Origin of the sequence: Mangrovibacterium diazotrophicum (assembly GCF_003610535.1) — a bacterium.
Classification (GTDB): Bacteria; Bacteroidota; Bacteroidia; order Bacteroidales; family Prolixibacteraceae; genus Mangrovibacterium; species Mangrovibacterium diazotrophicum.
Genome location: NZ_RAPN01000001.1, coordinates 3205384 through 3224154, shown reverse-complemented (window position 1 = coordinate 3224154; position 18771 = coordinate 3205384). Strand labels below are relative to the sequence as shown.

General features: G+C 46.8%; 14 protein-coding genes. 7 read left to right on the top strand and 7 right to left on the bottom strand.

The window, feature by feature from the left end; all coding sequences use genetic code 11:
* Positions 1–16: 16 nt before the first annotated feature.
* From BC643_RS12660 to BC643_RS12645, 4 genes are all read left to right on the top strand, one after another.
* A complete protein-coding gene (locus BC643_RS12660; RefSeq protein WP_120273436.1) occupies positions 17–1222 on the top strand; it encodes an N-acetylmuramoyl-L-alanine amidase in 1206 nt (401 codons plus the stop codon).
* A 38-nt stretch (positions 1223–1260) separates the two neighbouring features.
* A complete protein-coding gene (locus BC643_RS12655) occupies positions 1261–3105 on the top strand; it encodes an outer membrane protein assembly factor BamB family protein (protein WP_120273435.1) in 1845 nt (614 codons plus the stop codon).
* Between the two features lie 30 nt (positions 3106–3135).
* The gene (locus BC643_RS12650) at positions 3136–4329 is read left to right on the top strand and encodes a C40 family peptidase (protein ID WP_120273434.1); all 1194 of its coding nucleotides are present in this window, start codon (positions 3136–3138) and stop codon (positions 4327–4329) included.
* Between the two features lie 65 nt (positions 4330–4394).
* Positions 4395–5405, top strand: a complete 1011-nt coding sequence (locus BC643_RS12645) for a dipeptide epimerase (RefSeq protein ID WP_245994939.1) — start codon at positions 4395–4397, stop codon at positions 5403–5405.
* 50 nt (positions 5406–5455) lie between these two features.
* On the opposite strand, the gene BC643_RS12640 is transcribed toward BC643_RS12645, so the two are convergent.
* Complete coding sequence (locus BC643_RS12640; protein WP_120273432.1) at positions 5456–6430, bottom strand: polyprenyl synthetase family protein; 975 nt, start codon at positions 6428–6430, stop codon at positions 5456–5458.
* 252 nt (positions 6431–6682) lie between these two features.
* Between BC643_RS12640 and BC643_RS12635 the strand changes: the two genes are divergently transcribed.
* Both BC643_RS12635 and polA read left to right on the top strand, forming a co-directional pair.
* Entirely contained in the window at positions 6683–6985 is a 303-nt protein-coding gene (locus tag BC643_RS12635; protein ID WP_245994936.1) for an ArsR/SmtB family transcription factor, read from the top strand.
* A gap of 344 nt (positions 6986–7329) precedes the next feature.
* Positions 7330–10122 (top strand): DNA polymerase I, encoded by a 2793-nt coding sequence (gene polA / locus BC643_RS12630; RefSeq protein WP_120274265.1) that lies wholly within the window; start codon positions 7330–7332, stop codon positions 10120–10122.
* A 143-nt stretch (positions 10123–10265) separates the two neighbouring features.
* On the opposite strand, the gene BC643_RS12625 is transcribed toward polA, so the two are convergent.
* From BC643_RS12625 to BC643_RS12600, 6 genes are all read right to left on the bottom strand, one after another.
* Positions 10266–10448 carry a YgaP family membrane protein gene (locus tag BC643_RS12625; protein ID WP_120274264.1) on the bottom strand — a complete coding sequence of 61 codons (183 nt, stop codon included), beginning with the start codon at positions 10446–10448 and terminating at the stop codon, positions 10266–10268.
* Positions 10449–10549: 101 nt separating this feature from the next.
* Positions 10550–10861, bottom strand: a complete 312-nt coding sequence (locus BC643_RS12620; protein WP_147377219.1) for a hypothetical protein — start codon at positions 10859–10861, stop codon at positions 10550–10552.
* On the bottom strand, positions 10858–14082 hold the full coding sequence (locus BC643_RS12615; protein WP_120273429.1) for an efflux RND transporter permease subunit: 3225 nt from the start codon (positions 14080–14082) through the stop codon (positions 10858–10860). The genes BC643_RS12620 and BC643_RS12615 overlap by 4 nt, the downstream gene beginning before the upstream one ends.
* A 10-nt stretch (positions 14083–14092) precedes the next feature.
* Positions 14093–15187 carry an efflux RND transporter periplasmic adaptor subunit gene (locus tag BC643_RS12610; RefSeq protein ID WP_120273428.1) on the bottom strand — a complete coding sequence of 365 codons (1095 nt, stop codon included), beginning with the start codon at positions 15185–15187 and terminating at the stop codon, positions 14093–14095.
* Positions 15188–15202: 15 nt separating this feature from the next.
* A complete protein-coding gene (locus BC643_RS12605; protein ID WP_120273427.1) occupies positions 15203–16537 on the bottom strand; it encodes a TolC family protein in 1335 nt (444 codons plus the stop codon).
* Between the two features lie 214 nt (positions 16538–16751).
* Positions 16752–17705 carry a tRNA dihydrouridine synthase gene (locus BC643_RS12600; protein WP_120273426.1) on the bottom strand — a complete coding sequence of 318 codons (954 nt, stop codon included), beginning with the start codon at positions 17703–17705 and terminating at the stop codon, positions 16752–16754.
* Positions 17706–17801: 96 nt separating this feature from the next.
* On the opposite strand from BC643_RS12600, the gene BC643_RS12595 reads away from it, so the two are divergent.
* On the top strand, positions 17802–18758 hold the full coding sequence (locus BC643_RS12595) for a DUF4271 domain-containing protein (RefSeq protein WP_120273425.1): 957 nt from the start codon (positions 17802–17804) through the stop codon (positions 18756–18758).
* The last annotated feature ends 13 nt before the right edge of the window (positions 18759–18771 follow it).

The following is an 18771-nucleotide window of genomic DNA, read 5'->3' as shown; positions in this document are numbered from 1 at the left end:
AAACTAGTTGAATAATATGTCACGGAAAGAATATCAAATAAAAACGTTCCTGTTCCTTTTAGGTATTTACTGTTTCTCAGGTTTGTATGCTCAGACCGACAGTCTTCAAACGCTCAATGATAGCCTTTTTCTGAAAGGAATAACGACCGGAGATTTGCCCTACCTGGAATATGGACCTGGAGCTGACCGCCTCGGTGGTGCAAAGATGACTTACCTGGATACCGCGGTGGTTTTGCAGGTAGTCGATAGTCTGGCTGATGACTACATTGTGCAACTCTCAAAAAATCACAAAGCTTTTATTCCGAAAGCAAATATTCAACTTTCGGGGGTCTACCCAAAAACTCCGTACCACCTGACGTCTTCCTGGAAAGTGGATGGAGACGCACAAAGTGACCTGGTGTCGATTCGACTGGACGAAAGACTGCCCTATAAAAGTATTCAGATGATTAACCCATCGCGGATCGTTGTGGATATTTACGGTGCGACAAGCAACACAAACTGGATTACGCAACGCCGGTCGGCAACCGAAATAAAAAATGCGTATTGTGAACAGGTGGAAGACGATGTTTTCCGAGTGATCATCGAACTAAAACATCAGCAAATCTGGGGATATTCCATCGGTTATAAAGACAAATCCTTACAAATTTCGATCAAGCGGCAGCCGACTCGCACCGCACTAAAGCATCTGAAGATCGCTATCGATGCCGGGCATGGTGGCTCAAATACAGGTGCAGTTGGCGTTTATACTCGTGTTCAGGAAAAAGATTGCAATCTGCAGGTGGCGAAACAACTCGAAAAGTATTTGAAACGCCGCGGAGCGAACGTATTTATGACCCGAAATGGTGATGAAGAACTAAGTATGACAGATCGTACATTGATGTTACGGGAACAAAACCCGGATCTTCTGATCAGCATTCACCACAATTCCTCTTCCAATCGATCGGTAAGCGGGGTGAGCACTTACTATCGTTATATCGGATTTAAACCTCTTTCGGTAACCATTTTAAACCGAATGTTGGAACTGGGGCTGGATGAGTTCGGCAATGTTGGCAACTTCAACTTTGCCTTGAGCGGTCCTACCGAATATCCAAACTGCTTGGTTGAAGTGGCTTTTTTAAGCAACGAAACGGATGAAAAGCAGGTCATCGATCCGCACTTTCAAAAGAAAACGGCGAAGAAAATTCGTAAAGGTATCATCGACTGGCTAAAAGATAATAAGTAGATTTTACGGTTAGCAAGTATTTCAAATTCATTAACCAAATGAGAAAAATTATATTCCTTTTCATCCTCGCTTTTCAAATAGGAATACTCTCTGCACAAACATTGCGGTTTGCGCATGTTACTGATACGCACGTTGGTTCGGGAACCGGTGCTGAAGATCTGGAAAATACGGTTAAAGATATTAATGGGCAGGATGACATCGATTTTGTGATCCTTTCGGGCGACATTACAGAGTTTGGTTCCGACGAAGAATTGAACACGGCAAAGGCAATCATTTCAAAATTGAACAAGCCATGGTACATCGTGCCGGGAAATCACGATTCCAAATGGTCGGAAAGCGGAAACAACAGCTTTGTTCGTATTTTCGGTTGCGAGGAGTTTAGTTTCGAAGCCGGCGGCTATTTGTTTATCGGGACAGCCAGTGGCCCCAACATGCGCATGGCTCCGGGTCTTGTTCCGCACGAACAACTGGTTTACCTCGATTCAATTCTAAGCCACATGCAAGATCCCGAGCAACCGGTCATTTTTGTCAACCACTATCCGCTCGACAATTCCTTGTCGAACTGGTACAAGATTATCGATCTGCTGAAATCGCGAAATATCCAAGCCGACCTCTTGGGGCACGGGCATGCCAATAAATTGTACGATTTTGAAGGCATTCCCGGCGTGATGGGGCGCTCCAACCTACGGGCAAGAAGGGAGATTGGCGGCTACAATATCGTCACGATCCAACAGGACACGATGTTTTACGCCGAACGAACCCCGGGCGTAAAGACAAATGACGTTTGGTGCAAAGTACCGTTGGTGAATCATCATTTTGAAGCCGATACGAAAACATACCCTCGTCCCGATTATTCGGTCAATGAAAAGTATCCGGGCGTGTCGAAAGTTTGGGAGTTTCAGGATGTGAGCGATATAGGAACCGGACTTTCTGTTGTAGGCGATATTGCCGTTTACGGAAATGTGGCAGGGGCAATTGTGGCGCTCGACACAAACACCGGCAAAACTGTTTGGCAATTTCAAACTGGCGGGAAAGTCTATTCGACACCGGCAGTCTCGGAAAACAAAGTCGTTTGTGCGTCGACCGACAATAACATCTACTGTATTGACTTAAAAACGGGGCAGGAGCTTTGGCGTTTTGAGACCGGAAAATCAATTGTTGCTTCACCGTCAGCCGATCAAAATTCAGTTTATATCGGCTCTTCCGAAGGTATTTTCCGGTCCGTCAGTTTGAAAACCGGGAAACTCAATTGGGAATTCAGCGGGGTGAGTAACTTTGTTGAGTGCAAGCCGCTGGTTTACGACGGCAAAGTCTACTTCGGATCGTGGGGCAACTCGTTTTACGCGTTGGATACCCAAACAGGAAAACTCATGTGGAATCGCGAGAAATATACCAATCGGATGTTGTCGCCGGCTGCGGTCTGGCCGGTGGCGGCAAACGGGAAAATCTTTATTGTTGCGCCGGATCAGCACATGACGGCGCTGGATGCCCAAACCGGGGCAGAAGTCTGGGATTCGAAAGCATATTCCTGCCGCGAGTCGATTGGCATTTCGGATGACGGGGAGTTGGTGTACATCAAAAACATGCACGAGGGAAATGTCGATGCTTTTTACACCCTGTGCGACGAACAAAAGCTAGCCTGGGAAAGCAAGGCTGGTTTGGGCTACGAGATTGCACCTTCGCCAATCACCGAATCCGGCGAATTGGTGTTCGTGCCTACAACCGAGGGCATTGTTTGTGCAATCGATAAAACGACACATCAGGTTGCCTGGAAATACAAAGTTTCGAATGCATTGGTTAATTACATCTTGCCTGTTGGAAACAACGAGGTTTTGGTCTCGTTGCTGGATGGAAAAATCGTGTGTTTGAAGTATGTGAATTAAATTGATAGTAATCAAAAAAACGAGAATAAAATGAAATACAAATGTTGCCATCGAGGCCGTTTTCTGCGGCAATCCATGTTCATCGGTATGCTGTGTTTAGTGGTTGCCTCCTGTAAGCCGGGGAGCAATCAGGAATCGTACGACACGTTAGCAACTAGCGTTACTAAGCGATTTGTGCCCGATAAGCGAGTGGCTGTTTTAGACGTCGACATTCAGGAGACGAGTAGTGGGAAAGTCGTTTTAAAAGGTGAAACGAGTGTAAAAGAAGCGCACGATTTTTTGCTCGATACACTTGCTTCGATGCAGGTTCAGGTAATCGATTCGGTTCGTATTCTGCCGGATACGGTTTTAGGCGATAAAACCTGGGGGCTGGTCACATTATCGGTTATCCCGATGCGTTCGGCCCCGAAATATTCAGCCGAAATGGTGTCGCAAACACTGATGGGTACACCGGTGAAGTTGCTCGACAAAAAAGGCGGATGGTACCGGATTCAAACGCCGGATTCGTACATCGGTTGGGCGAGTTCGAGCGGTGTGGCAACTTGCACTGAAGCGCAAATGGCCGAATGGAAAGCTTCGGATCGCTATGTTTTCAGCCAAATAAGTGGCTGGGCTCTGGCTGCTCCTAAAGGGGATGCAGAACCTGTGTCTGATTTGGTTTTAGGGAGCATTGTTCAAAGTGAAGGATCCGTCAACGGTTTTCTTCAAATCAAGTTTCCCGACGGACGGGCCGGTTTTGTGAAAGCCACAGAATGCTTGCCGATTACTCATTGGGAGGCGATTCAGCCTGAAGCCGCGAACGTAATCGCGACTGCGAAAAAGCTGTTTGGCAGCCCGTATCTTTGGGGTGGAACTTCAACCAAAGGAATCGACTGCTCGGGATTCGTGAAGACAGCCTATTTCTCGCAGGGCGTAATGCTGGCCCGCGACGCTTCCCAACAAGCACGTTACGGCGAAGTTCTTTCTGTTGACAGCATCGATTTTCAACCCGGCGATTTGTTGTTCTTCGGGCGAAGTGCCGATCACATCACGCATGTTGGGCTGTATATTGGCAACGATCATTTTATTCACTCTTCCGGACGAGTGAAAATCAATAGTTTCAACCCGAAGGATGACGATTACGACCCCGACCGGCGAGGACAACTGGTCGCAGCGCGTCGCATTCTGAACTCGTTGAATACCGGACAAATTATCCAAATTAAAGACCACCCCTGGTATAACTAGCGGGTGCGGGACAACACAAAATGAACGAAACAGAACAAAGCAAAAGACCGCGGAACGGTTTAAAGTTGAGTTTTAAACCGTACGACTTGCAGTTGAGGCATGCATTTACGCTGGCCGAAAGTTCGCGGACTGTTACGCCATCGATGCTCGTTGAACTTGAGTTTGACGGCTTGGTTGGTTATGGGGAGGCGGCGATGCCTCCTTATTTGGGTGAAAGTTATGAGACGGCCGCCCGCTTCCTGAATTCAGTCGATCTGGGGCAGTTTAACGACCCGTTTCGGCTCGACGAGATTCTTGGCTATGTTGACAGCGTTGCCGTCGGGAATTGCGCCGCAAAAGCCTCGATTGACATTGCCTTGCACGACTTGGTTGGTAAAATGATGCAGCAGCCCTGGCACCGCATTTGGGGATTTTCGGCCGAAGATGCCCCGATTAGTTCGATGACCATCGGCATTGATACCGACGAAGTGTTGCGGCAGAAGGTGAGAGAGGCGGAGGGATTCAAGATTTTGAAAATTAAGCTGGGACGAAGCAGCGATAAAGAGATGATCGAAACTATCCGCTCCATGGTGGATGTGCCGTTGAGTATTGACGCTAACCAGGGATGGAAGAATCGGATTCAGGCACTCGAGTCAATTTTTTGGTTAAAAGAACAGGGGGTGGTGTTCATTGAACAACCCATGCCCAAAGGCCAGGTTGACGATATTGCCTGGCTCACGCAGCACAGCCCGCTACCGATTATTGCTGACGAAGGTGTTCAGCGGTTGGCCGATTTGGAGCGCTTGCGAGGCGTTTATTCCGGCATCAACATCAAACTGATGAAGTGCACCGGTATGCGTGAAGCTCATAAAATGTTGACGCTGGCAAGGGCACTTGATATGAAAGTAATGATTGGTTGCATGACGGAGACTTCCTGTGCCGTGTCGGCAGCAGCTCAGTTATCACCAAAAGTGGATTGGGCAGACCTGGATGGTAACTTGTTAATCAGCAACGACCTGTTTGACGGCGTGAAAATCGTTGATGGAAAAATTCAATTGAACGGTGAACCCGGAATCGGGGTTAAACGGATAGAATAACCAATTTTGAGATGTGTACAAATGGGGGTATTGCGCTTAGCGTGGTGCCCTTATTTTTTACGGGTAGTCACATAGTTGACCAGTTCGATCAGGGCCGTGCGAGCATCGGTCTCGGGGAATTCCATGATTTTCTGAATGGCCCGGTCGCGATAAATGTTCATTTGTTCGGTGGCGTAATCCAGTCCGCCACGGTCGACAACCAGCTTCACCAACTCCTGAACTTTGGCGGTGTTCTTGTGCTTGCGTTTTACCTCATGCAGGATTCGGCGGCGTTCTTTTTCGTCCGAGTTACTCAGCACGTAAAGCAACGGCATGGTGATCTTTTTCTCTTTAATGTCGTTTCCGGTTGGTTTGCCGAGAATGCCTTTTGCCTGGTAGTCAAAAATATCGTCTTTGATTTGGAAAGCGATGCCCACATCAATACCAATCTCGAACATGCGCTCTACGATGCACTGATCTTCTGTTACCGAAGCGGCACCAATAGCCAGGCTGGTGGCAATCAACGAGGCTGTTTTCTTTTCAATAATTTCGAAATAAGTCTCGTAATCAATATCGAGCTTGCGGCTTTTGCGCATCTGCAGAATCTCGCCCTCGCTCATGTCTTTCACTGAGCGGCTGATGAGTTGCAGGAAACGGTAATTTTCGTTGTCGATGTTCAGCAACAGGCCTTTTGCGAGGATGTAGTCGCCTACCAAAACAGCCAGTTTGTTTTTCCACAAAGCATTGATTGAAAAGCTTCCACGGCGTTCGTACGATTCATCAACCACATCGTCGTGAACCAAAGTTGCTGTATGCAGCAATTCGATGGAAGAGGCGGCCATGTGGGAGGTTTCGTTGAACTCACCATTCATTTTGGCGGCCAGGAAAACAAACATCGGACGCATTTGCTTGCCCTTCTTGCGCAAGACGTATTGAATGATCAACGAGAGCAGGGGAATATCACTTTGAATTGTATTCTTAAAGTAATCCTCGAATTCGTCCAGTTCCTTTTCGATCGGTTTTCTAATGATATCCAATGATCCCATGCCTATTTGTTTTCCTCCGGTCAAAAATAGTAAATTAAACGGTTTTTCGATTTTTTCGACTTTTCTTCTTTCTGATTCCGGCTGATTTCTTTGAGAGGCACGAAAATTGTGTACTTTTAAGCGATTTTTGTTTATGTTATCTTAATCCTATTTAAAATTTTTCTAAAAATAGTTTTTAAGCTAACTTATTCTTTTAGAAGAAATAATATATTTATATATTTGCATCTGTTATAGAATTTTGATATGGCTGTAATGAAAATACAAGAATTGGATGCAGACCGTCTGGATATGGCTGCAAACATGTTGAAAGCGATTGCCCATCCGATGCGTATTGCGATTTTGAAGCACTTGGAAGCGGGCAAGAAATTGACCGTAACCGAGATTCATGAGTTGCTGGGGATCGAACAATCAACGACTTCGCATCACTTGGGAATTTTGAAGGACAAAGGGGTACTTTGCTCACGTCGTGAGGGGAAAAATACCTTTTACTATCTCAAGCACGATACCTTGAGTCAGATTGTTGATTGTCTGCAACGTTGCACTTGCGGGGAATAAGATATTTCAAAACACATACATTTTGAAGGCTGTCAAATTTGGCAGCCTTTTTTTGTGAATATCGATGCACGCAAAGACGCAGAGGCGCAAAGGGCAATGTTGTTGCTGCTTAGTTGTCAATTGACAAGACTACAACTTTCGACAACTTCGACAACAACCGGGATACCCGGTTATTCCCCGATTTTCATCCTTGCCCGGTAAAACCAATATTGACCTCCGTTTTATTTATTGGCGGGAAGTTCCTAATTTCGGTCATTATTCATAGGGCGGATCAGTTTCGGAAAACATCATCAGGTGTTTTCTGTTTCAATTTCCGAACTTTGATCAACATAAAAAATTCAACCATGTCAGATACTGCAAGCCAGGATAAACGTTTGTTTTTACTCGATGCTTACGCGCTTATTTACCGTTCGTACTTTGCATTTATTCGCAATCCTCGATTCAATTCCAAAGGGCTGAATACCTCGGCGATGCTGGGCTTTACCAACACCCTGGAAATGCTGCTGAGCAAAGAAAAGCCGACGCACGTAGCCGTGGTATTCGACGTGCATGCGCCGACCTTTCGCCACGAAATGTACGAACCTTATAAGGCAACTCGTGATGAAATGCCCGAAGATCTTCGGAAATCGATTCCTTGGGTGCGCAAGATTATTGAAGGGTATAACATTCCGATTATTGAGAAAGCCGGTTTTGAGGCGGACGACGTCATCGGAACGCTGGCGAAAAAGGCTGGCGAGAACGGCTACACCACCTACATGATGACCCCCGACAAGGATTATGCGCAGCTGGTTACCGAGAAAACCTTCATGTACAAACCGGGCCGCGCTGGCAACGACGTTGAGATTTGGGGTGTCGACGAGGTGAAAGAAAACTTCGAGGTTGAACGCCCCGAGCAAGTCATCGACGTGTTGGGTTTGATGGGCGATACCGCAGACAACATTCCGGGCTGCCCGGGAATTGGTCCTAAAACAGCGATGAAACTGATCGGGCAGTACGGCTCGATTGACAATTTATATGCGCACATTGACGAACTGAAAGGCAAGCAAAAGGAAAACCTGCAAACACATGAAGAGCAGGTTCGTTTGTCGCGCAAATTGGTGGTTATCATTCAGGATGTACCGGTTGAGTTTGACGAAGCCAAGCTGACGATGGATGACCCGGATTGGGGCAAATTGAGGGAGATTTTTACGGAATTGGAATTCCGCTCGATGGTTCAAAAGATGGAACCGGCGAAAGCGGCAGAGCCATCATTTGAGCAGGGAACTTTGTTTGGAGCAGCGCAGGCTCCTGCAGCAGCAGAAGAAGCTATTGTCGAGACGAATTTCGCGACCATTAATGATACGCCCCACGAATACTATCTGGTTGAAAACGCCATGCAACGTGCCAGCCTGAAAGCAGAACTTTCAGTGCAGGAGGAATTCTGTTTCGACACAGAGACCACCGGATTGGACACGAATAATGCGGACTTGGTTTGTCTGTCGTTTGCGTTTCGGAAAGGGGAGGCTTTTTGTGTGACGCTGCCCAAGAAGCGGGAAGAAGCGCTGAAAGTGCTGGAAGAATTCCGCTTGATTTTCGAAGACGAGAATATTCGCAAGATCGGGCAGAATATCAAATACGATATTTCGATGTTGAAACAATACGGCATGGATGTGAAAGGGCCATTGTATGATACCATGATTGCTCACTACCTTATTCAGCCCGAGTTGCGCCACAACCTGGATTATTTGTGCGAAACCTATCTGAATTATCGCAAAGTGGAAACCGAGGAGTTGATAGGCAAGAAAGGAAAAAACCAGAAAACCATGCTCGATGTTCCGGTGGAGCAGCTGCGTGACTATGCCTGCGAGGATGCTGATCTTACCCTTCAACTAAAACTAGCCATAGACAGCAAGCTGGATGAAACAGGTGTTCGTTCGGTTTTTGAGAGAATTGAAATGCCACTGATCCCCGTACTCGCGGATATGGAGATGGAAGGGGTGACACTGAATACGAAAGCACTGGATGATTACGCGGATTTACTGCGCAAACAAATCATTGACCTGGAAGCAGAGATCAAGGAGCTGGCTGGTGAAGATTTCAACCTTTCTTCACCCAAACAATTGGGGCCAATTCTGTTCGAAAAGCTGAAAATCGACAGTAAGGCGAAAATGACGAAAACCAAGCAATATTCGACTTCGGAGGAAGTCCTGATCAAATTGGTGGACAAGCATCCGATTGTATCGAAAATCCTCGATTTTCGGGGTTTGAAGAAGCTGCTTTCAACCTATGTTGAAGCTTTGCCGCAACTGGTTGATGCAAAGTCGGGGAAAATTCACACCACCTACAACCAAACTATTGCTGCCACCGGCCGTTTGAGTTCTACAAACCCGAACCTTCAGAATATCCCGATTCGTGATGAGAATGGCAGAGAAATTCGCCGGGCTTTCACCGCATCGGATGATGAGCACTTGTTCCTGTCGGCCGACTACTCGCAAATTGAGTTGCGCATTATGGCAGCTTTGAGCAAGGATGAACACATGATTGAGGCCTTTCGAAACAAGCAGGATATTCACGCTACAACTGCAGCCAAGATTTACAAAGTGCCCTTGGAAGAGGTGACTTCGGACATGCGGCGGAAAGCGAAAACCGCCAACTTCGGGATCATTTACGGTATTTCGGCGTTCGGTTTGTCGGAGCGCCTGAACATTTCCCGATCGGAGGCGAAAGAATTGATTGATGGCTATTTCGAGAACTTCTCGCGGGTGAAGGAATACATGGACGAGTGTATTCAACTGGCACGCGAAAAAGGTTATGTGGAGACGATCAAAGGGCGTCGCCGCTACCTGAACGACATTAATTCGGCCAATGCCGTGGTACGCGGGGTAGCGGAACGGAATGCCATTAACGCGCCCATCCAGGGATCGGCTGCTGACATCATCAAATTGGCCATGATCAACATCTGGAACGAGTTGAAAAAGCAAAAGCTGGAAGCTAAAATGTTGCTGCAGGTGCATGATGAATTGAACTTCGATGTTCCGAAAAATGAGTTGGAACAGGTGAAGCAAATCGTGAAAGAGCAAATGGAAAACGCCGTTGACGTTGGTTTGCCACTCGAAGTTGAAATGAATGCGGCACAGAACTGGTTGGAAGCTCACTAAAAGAGAACATTTTTTTCGAAAAATATCTACGAATATTGAGGGTTTGACTTTGAGTCAAGCCCTCAATTGTTTTACAGCCAAACTGAAAAAGCAGAACCCAAATCTGGATCCTGCTTTTCAGAATAAAACAAAAAACCGGTGATTTACTTCACCCCTGACTTCTTCAGAATGTACTCCAGCGGGCAAAATTTAGTGAATGATGATTGCAACAGGTTTAACCCCACAAAACCTGTAAAAAACAACCAGTTGATGTTCACATAAACCGCCAGTAAAATGCTGACTAGGACAAATGTGCCTGCTACAGCGCGAATGATTCGTTCTACCATATCTTTTTCTTTTTTTTCTAATTTTTGAATGCGATTGAAAGTAGTTGAAGGCAGTGGGAGACAATTGCCTCCAATCGCCTTCAAGTGTTTTCTTTTTCGTTCTAAACTGATTTTTCAACTCCAACGATGTACGCATTGATCGGGCTCATGCCCTGAATGCTGTTGTTGAAATCATCAACACGTTTCAGCAACTCTTCTGCTTTGTCGGCAGCCAGGAAGCTAAACGAAATCATGTAGTTGTATGGATTCTTGGTCGATCCAAACCAGTTCGAGTAATCGGACGTACCGTCGGCGTTTTTCATAAAGCCTTCTACATCCATTTCGCTGTAAGCGTTGATCTGGATGGACTTGAAAATTTGTTCAAGCTCATCTCGGTACGCTTTCACGCATTGAATAATGACAAACTTCATCATAGTTCTTCCGTTTTTTCCGTTTTATTGGTGTCTTCCGTTTCCGGGTATTTTTTCTTTTCAGTCATATAGTAGATCAATGGGACGATGATCAGCGTCAGGAAGGTTGACGCGATACTGCCGCCCATGAGTGAGATGGCTAATCCCTGGAAGATCGGGTCGAACAGAATCACCACGGCTCCGATGACCACTGTTCCGGCAGTCAGCAGGATTGGCGTTGTACGTACAGCCCCGGCCTCAATTACAGCGTCTTTCAGCGGTGCGCCATCGGCCAGCCGGAGGTTGATAAAGTCGATCAGCAGGATGGCGTTTCGGACCATGATCCCCGCGAGCGCGATCAAACCAATCATGGATGTCGCAGTAAAGAAGGCGCCCATCAGCCAGTGGCCGACCAGGATACCAACCAGCGAAAGCGGGATAGAAATCATCATGACAAACGGCACTTTGAAGTTTTGGAACCAACCGATGATCAGCATGTAGATGACCAGCAGCACAACAGCGAAAGCGGTACCGAGGTCTCGGAATACTTCGTAAGTGATTTGCCACTCGCCGTCCCATTTTACACTGTAGTTATCTTGCGTGAAGGGTTGTTCAGTGTACTCCTCACTCAGGGAATAACCTTCAGGCAACTGGATGCCTTTCAGTTTTTCCGACATGTCGAGAATGGCATATACGGGGCTTTCCAGGCTACCGGCAACATCGGCCGTAACGTAAACCACGCGGCGTTGATTTTTCCTGTAGATGCTCTTGTCCTGAACGCCTTTGTCAACTTCAATCACATCTCCCAGAGCCACCATTTGGCCGGTTCTGCTCATAATGTTGATGTTTTTCAGTTCGTTCAGTCCCGAGCGGTCTTTCTCGCCCAGGCGTAGTTTAATGCCCGTTTGTTCGTATTCTTTTTCCTGGTACAGTTGCGATACTTCCTGTCCGCCCAGTGCCATAGCCAAACTTTGAGTGACCTGTTGTGTGGTCAGTCCCAGCAAGGCGGCTTTTTCCTTCAGTACATTGAATTTGTATTCAACCTGGTCGTCTTCCGGATACCAGTCAATGTCTACAACATCAGCTGTTTCGGAGAAGATTTTTTTCACACCCTGGGCAATCTTCGTTTGCGTATCCATGTCTGGCCCGTAAACTTCGGCTACCAGGGTAGACAATACCGGAGGGCCCGGAGGAACTTCCACAACTTTCACATTGGCATTGTATTTTTTACCGATTGCCTGTAATCCCGGGCGAAGGGCTTTGGCAATGTCGTGCGACTGTTCCTTGCGATCGCCTTTATCGGTCAGGTTCACCTGGATGTCGGCAACATTGGCTCCCTGGCGCAGGTCGTAGTGACGCACCAGGCCGTTGAAGTTCATCGGCGAAGCCGTTCCAACGTAAGTCTGGTAATTCAGCACGTTGTCCTGAAGAGCGATGTAAGCAGCCAGCTCTTTTGTAACAGCGGCAGTGCGTTCCAGTGTCGTGCCTTCCGGCATATCGACCACCACCTGGAATTCATTTTTATTATCGAACGGAAGCATTTTCACAGCAACCATTTTGAAATAAATCAAAGTCATGGAAGCCAGCAACAACACGGTTACGCCAATAATGAATCCCCAGCGCTTGAACGGCGATTCCAGCATCGGGCTGATCGTTTTCTTGTACATCTTGTAAATCATCGAGTCTTCCATGCGGAATTCCTTGTCTTCACCTTTATCGTGCTTCAGCAGGCGATAAGCCAGGTACGGCGTGATGGTCAATGCGACCAAAAGGGAGAAGATCATGGCGATGGAAGCGCCAATCGGCATCGGGCTCATGTAAGGCCCCATCAAACCGCTTACGAATACCATCGGCAATACAGCTGCAATTACGGTGAAAGTTGCCAGGATGGTTGGGTTACCCACCTCGTCGATGGAGCGTAATGCTGCCTGTATGAACGGCAGTTTCTTCATCTTGAAGTGCCTGTGCATGTTTTCGGCAATGATGATCGAGTCGTCGACGACGATACCTGTAACGAATACCAGTGCGAACAGGGTAATCCGGTTCAATGTGTAATCCAGGAAATAGTAGCTAAACATGGTCAGGGCGAAGGTGATTGGTACCGATAGGAACACAACCAAACCACCGCGCCATCCCATGGCCAGCATCACAACAAAGGTTACCGAAATGATCGCACCTGCTAAGTGCATCAACAATTCCGATACTTTGTGCGAAGCTGTTTCTCCGTAGTTCCGGGTTACGGTTACGTTGACATCGTCGGGTATCAGGTCTTTTTTCAGGATATCTAATTTCTGTAGGATCTCGTCGGACACGCGCATGGCATCAGCTCCACGGCGTTTTGCAATTGAGATGGTCACGGCCGGATATTCGCCCGGGTATTCTTTCTTTTCGTTGTCCATTTGGGCGTAGCCAAATTCTACATATTGAATGGGCTCTTGCGGGCCATCAATGATGTCGGCTACTTGTTTCAGATACACCGGGTGATTGTCGTAAACGCCGACAACGAGGTTCTCTACGTCTTCGGATGACTTCAGGAACTCTCCGGCTTCAACGAGGTATTCTGTGTCGTTTTTGCTGAATGAACCAGCCTGGAACTGACCGTTGGCCAATTGGATTTGTTGGGCAATCATCAACGCATCGACGTGAGCAGCGGCCATTTTTTCGTTGTTCAGTACCACGCGAATTTCGCGTGAACGGCCTCCAATCACTTTGGTTTCCGAAACATCGGTTACCTGTTCAATCTCGTTGTTCAGTTCCTGCGCCATGCGCTTTAGTTGGTAATCGTCGTAGTTTTCGCTCCACAAGGTCAACCCAAGTACCGGAACGTCATCAATTGAACGCGTTTTTACCAGAGGCAGAGAAGTTCCGGCCGGCATTTGGTCCATGTGCTTCATGATCTCGTTGTACATTTTTACCAGCGAGCGTTCAATATCTTCGCCAACATAGAACTGTACAATCAGCATGGCTTGGCCTGGCATCGATGTTGAATACACATATTCAACACCCGGAATATTGGCAACGACTTTTTCAAGCGGTTGCATAACACGCGACTCAATTTCCTTGGGGCTAGCACCCGGATAACGGAAAAAGATGTCGGCAATTGGTACGTCAATTTGAGGTTCTTCTTCCCTCGGAGTAAGGTACGAGCTGTAAATCCCGATGATCAGGAAAGCGACCATCAAAAGGGGCGTCAGCTTCGAGTTTATGAATAGTTTGGCGATTCCGCCTGCAAATCCTGTCTTCATGATGTTCTGCTTATTTGTTTACAACCAGTGCTCCGTCGAACAATTTTCCGTCGCTCGACAAAATGTATTTTTCGCCATCGCTTAATCCCGAAAGAATCTCAATCGAGTCGCCATAGCTTTTACCCGTGCGGACCCAGCGCAGTAGCGATGTTCCGGCTTGGCTTACGGTGTACAAGCCAACCAGCTGACCGCGGGTTACCAGGCTGCTTTTCGGGATTAAAATCATCGGTTGTGTTCCTTCTTCGTAGTTCACAGTGGCAAACATGCCGCTGTAAAGTTGCTTGGCGTCGGCGCCGGATGTATTTAGCAGAACTTTGGCTTCGAACTGGCTTCCGGTATTGGTTGATGACGGGTTGATTTCGGAAACGGTACCTTGAACTTCCAACCCGGCAATAGAGGTGAATTGCACGTTGACAGGTGCGTTCAATTCCAGGCGGGCAATGTCGCTTTCGGGAATGCGGGCGTAAACTTTCCATTGGCTGGGGCTTTCGATGCTTAGCAAGGGCATGCCCGGGTTGGCCATGTCGCCTTCCTGCACAAACTTCCCGGTAATGACACCGCTGTACGGAGCGCGAATACCGGTGTAACGCAGCGATTCTTCTACTTCCTGTTCCATTTGGTTAACAGCATCCAAGCGCGCTTTCGACATCTGGTAACGGGTGCGCATGTCGTCCATTTCTTTGTCCGAAGCACTGTTGTTTTTGTAGAGCGCTTCGTAACGTTTCAGGTCTTTCTCGGCGCTTTCGTAAGCGGTGGTTGCTTCCACTTTGCTGGCTTCAACCTGTGCTTTTTTAGCCAAAATATCCTGGTTGCGAATTTGAATTAACAGATCGCCGGCATTTACTTTTTGACCGGGTTTCACATAAACCTTTTGCACTTGTCCCATGACGCGGGTGCTCAGGTTCGATTGTTTGTCGGCCTGCAGCTTACCCGAGAAACTGTATTGTACCGGGTAGTTGGTTTCCTGGGCCGTTGCTACTTTTGCAGTGATGGTGTGTTCAGGGGTTCTCTCTTGCTTTTCCTTGCTCCCGCAAGAAGTCAGAGTCAGGGTTGCTGCTGTTACAGCAAGCAGCATAAGCTTGGTTTTATTCATACGAGTTTTCATGTGTTATCGCGGCGTTTATTCGTTAATATCTTTTTCGAGTAATAATTCAAGTTGGAAGACAGCTTCCTTGTAGTTGTAAATGGCTTGGATGAATTCGAGATTCTTTTGTGACGACAATGCTTCGGCCATCAGTAATTCGGTTGTTTTTTCCAGGCCTTGGGCAAAGCGGTCGTTGCGGATGCGGAACGATTCGGTAGCTTGTTCTTTAGCCAGTTTGCCCGATTGCACCTGTTGGTATTTCAGTTCCACATTTCGTTTGGCCTGGTTTAATTGAATTTGGCTTTGAGACAGATAGTCTTCGTAATTGTATTGTGCTTCCTGTAATTGAGCTTTGGCATGTTGTGCGCTACCCACATTCTTGTACCCGCCGAACAGGTTCCAGCTCAGGCTTGCTCCAACCAGGTAGTTGTTGGCCGAAGTTCCCAGCAATTTGCTGTCGTTCCACTCGTAGGCACCAAAAGCGTTGAGGCGGGGTACAAACTTCATCTTTTCAGACTTCAGCATGTTCTCAGCTCCCTGTATTTGCTTTTGGATTGCCTGAACATCGGAGCGGCCTTCGATGGTCGTTTCCGATGCTTGCCACACCGCCAGTGCCGGCGATTGGATCATCGAGTCGGTTGTTTCTATGGGCGTATTTAAATCCACACCCAATAGATGGGCAAGGAACTCATTTGCTGATTGCAGGTTGTTTTGGGCTTCCAGCAGTTGGTTTTTGCGCTCGTCAACCCGAACCATCGCCTCCAGAACGTCGGCATGCTTCACGAAGCCTTGTGCTTCATTGTCTTTGGTTAATTTCAGGGCATCTTCGGCAACCTTTACCGATGTTTCCAATACGCCAACAGCGTTTTGAGCGAGCTCCAGCATAAAATAGGCCTTCTTCACCTGGTAGCGAATATTGGCTTTCACGCGTTGGGTTTGCAGGCTCATGGCCTCGTACTGGTTTTTGGCGGCCTTGCGGGCGTAGATACCGTCGAGATTCAGTAGCGGCTGCTGAACTTCAAGTTTGGTATTGAAGTTGTCAATACGGTCCGGATCATTCAATAAAGTCGGGTCGAAATCGGCTTGAGTTACAATTTCCTGTTTCAGTTTGAAGCCGAAAGAAGAAAGCGGATCGTTGGTAGTGACACCGGTGGTGCTCACCGTTAGTCCGGGGAGGAAAACGGAATTGGTCATTCGGTACTGACCGCGGGCTGCCAATTCACGTGCTTCGGCACTTTTGGTTGCCAGGTTGTTTTCTTCGGCTAATTGAAGAGCGTCCTGTAAACTTAGTTGCCGTTTGGTTTGGCTGCTGGCTAAAATGGGTAAAGCCATTACAGCTAACAAGAGCAAGAGGTGATCGATTTTACGCATATCTGATTTTTTGTTTTAAATTCCTGCGACAAATATATCTAAATATGCAGAAATATAAATGTATAGATGTTATCGGTATTTTCTATTGTGCGTTAGTTTTTCTCTATATGGAAAGTAAGCTGTTGGATATAATGCAGATGCGTATTTTAAGAACGATCTCTTAAATGATCAAAAGTTAAGAATACTTTAACGGAAAGTCAAGGAGTAGAGTTAATTAAAGCTCGAAGTTGTGAAATATTTCCGGGTAGTTGGTTTTGAATTTTGCAAGGGACGACGCTTTTTTGACGGGTTTGAATGCTTTTGAGGGATTTGAAAAGGAGTTCGCGAAGTAAGACCAAAAGGCTTTCATCTTCATCAATACCTGGCCTTGGTCGGAAAACTGTCGTTGGTATTCCTCGAAAATGGAATCATGAAATTCCCTTTTGAGCTCGCGTTGTTGTTGAATTTCAGGAAGGCGGTGATCGATTTTCCGGATCAGGAAAGGATCGGAGAGAATACCTCGACCAAGCATCCATTCTGATTGAGTAGGGTTGAGTTGCCGAATCTGTTCCAAATCAGCCGGGGTGTTTAAGTCGCCGTTATAGACAATGGGGAGGTTTATTTCCTGCACAAATCGGGCATACAATTCGCGGTTGGCCGAACCTTTGTAAAGTTGATCGGCTGTTCGGGGGTGAAAGATGAGTTTGCTGAACGGGTAGTCTTTGAGGATGGGAATCAGCTCGAAAATACTGTTTTCGTCTGTCATGCCCGCCCGAAACTTGAGGGATACTTCAAATTGAAAATTGGAGAAAAGATGGTCGAATATCTGTTTCAGCTCGTCCCGATTTTCGAGTAATGCTGATCCGCGTCCGCGGTTGGTGGCCATGGGGTAGGGGCAGCCCATGTTCAGGTTCAGTTTCGTGTATCCGTAATTTTTAACGATTTCGGCCAGGCGGTGCATTTCCTCGGCATTGGAACACAGAATTTGAGGGATCACGGGGATATCCATGTTGTTCTCGGGAAGCAGGTCGCGCAGTTGGCTGTTCCGAATTTTGTTGCCGGGACCAAAACTGATGTAGGGGATATAATAGGCCTGAATGTCTCCAAACACCCGGTGATAGCAGCTGCGAAAAACGAAATCGGTGAAGCCTTGCAGAGGGGCCAGAGAATATGAATTGCTTTCAGGCATAGTGATGTAAAAAATAATAAAGCACAAAGTTAATGAATGATCTGTTTTGCATCACGAATTCATTATTTTTGCAAAGAAATTCACACTGAGTAAGGAATGACAGCGTTTTATTTGCAGCAAGATAGTCTGAAAAATACCCTTCCGACTCGAACGGTGCAAGCGGATTCCAGCCTGAAAGTTCAGGAGAAACCGCAATTGCGCCAGGCGAAACCGCTGTCAGCTCAGTCTACCAGCAATACGGGCACCGCCGGTAATAAAATGGCAAATGCAGTTCCCGCTCAGCAAAAAAATTACCGTTATCGTCCGGAAGAAATGAAATTGCTGGAGATGATTCACCCGGTCGATTCCATCCAGGTTCAATTAAGTACAACGACAGAGTCCCCGAGGTTAACATTACCGATGCGCAATTTGCAGGGACGGAAAGCCGATTGGGTTGTTGGTGTTTTAATTCTGGTTTTCGCACTTTTCGCCACGGTGCGGTTGTTTTTCGGTAAATACCTGGTGCAATTATTCCAGGCTGCCGTTAATTATGGAACTGCTTCGCGCCTGTTTCGCGAGCGGTCGGTGAGCCTTACCCATGTTGCTTTCCGGTTGGACATCATCTTCTTTTTAACTGCCAGCCTGTTTTTGTTCCAGATTTTCGGGAAAGAGATCGATTTTTACGTCAAACATAATTTGTTGAAATACTTGCTGTTGTTTTCCGGAACAGTCCTCTATTTTGTTGGTAAACAATTCTTGTATTCGCTGCAAGGAAAGATTAGTGAAACCGTTTCAGAGACCCAGGAGATCCTGTATAACATGAATCTTTATAACCGGATTTTAGGCTTAGGCTTGATCCCGGTTACGCTGATTTTGGCCTTCTCGCGACTCCCAAATCCACAAATAATCATTGGATTAGGTGTCGTGATGGCTCTGGGATGCTATATTTTACTGGTGTTTCGGGGTATGAAAATTTTAGTCCGGAAAGATTTTCCGTTATTTTATTTGATTTTGTACCTTTGTACCCTTGAAATTTTACCACTATTCTTTATCTACAAATTGGTGTTAGTATAAAGTTGGTATATAA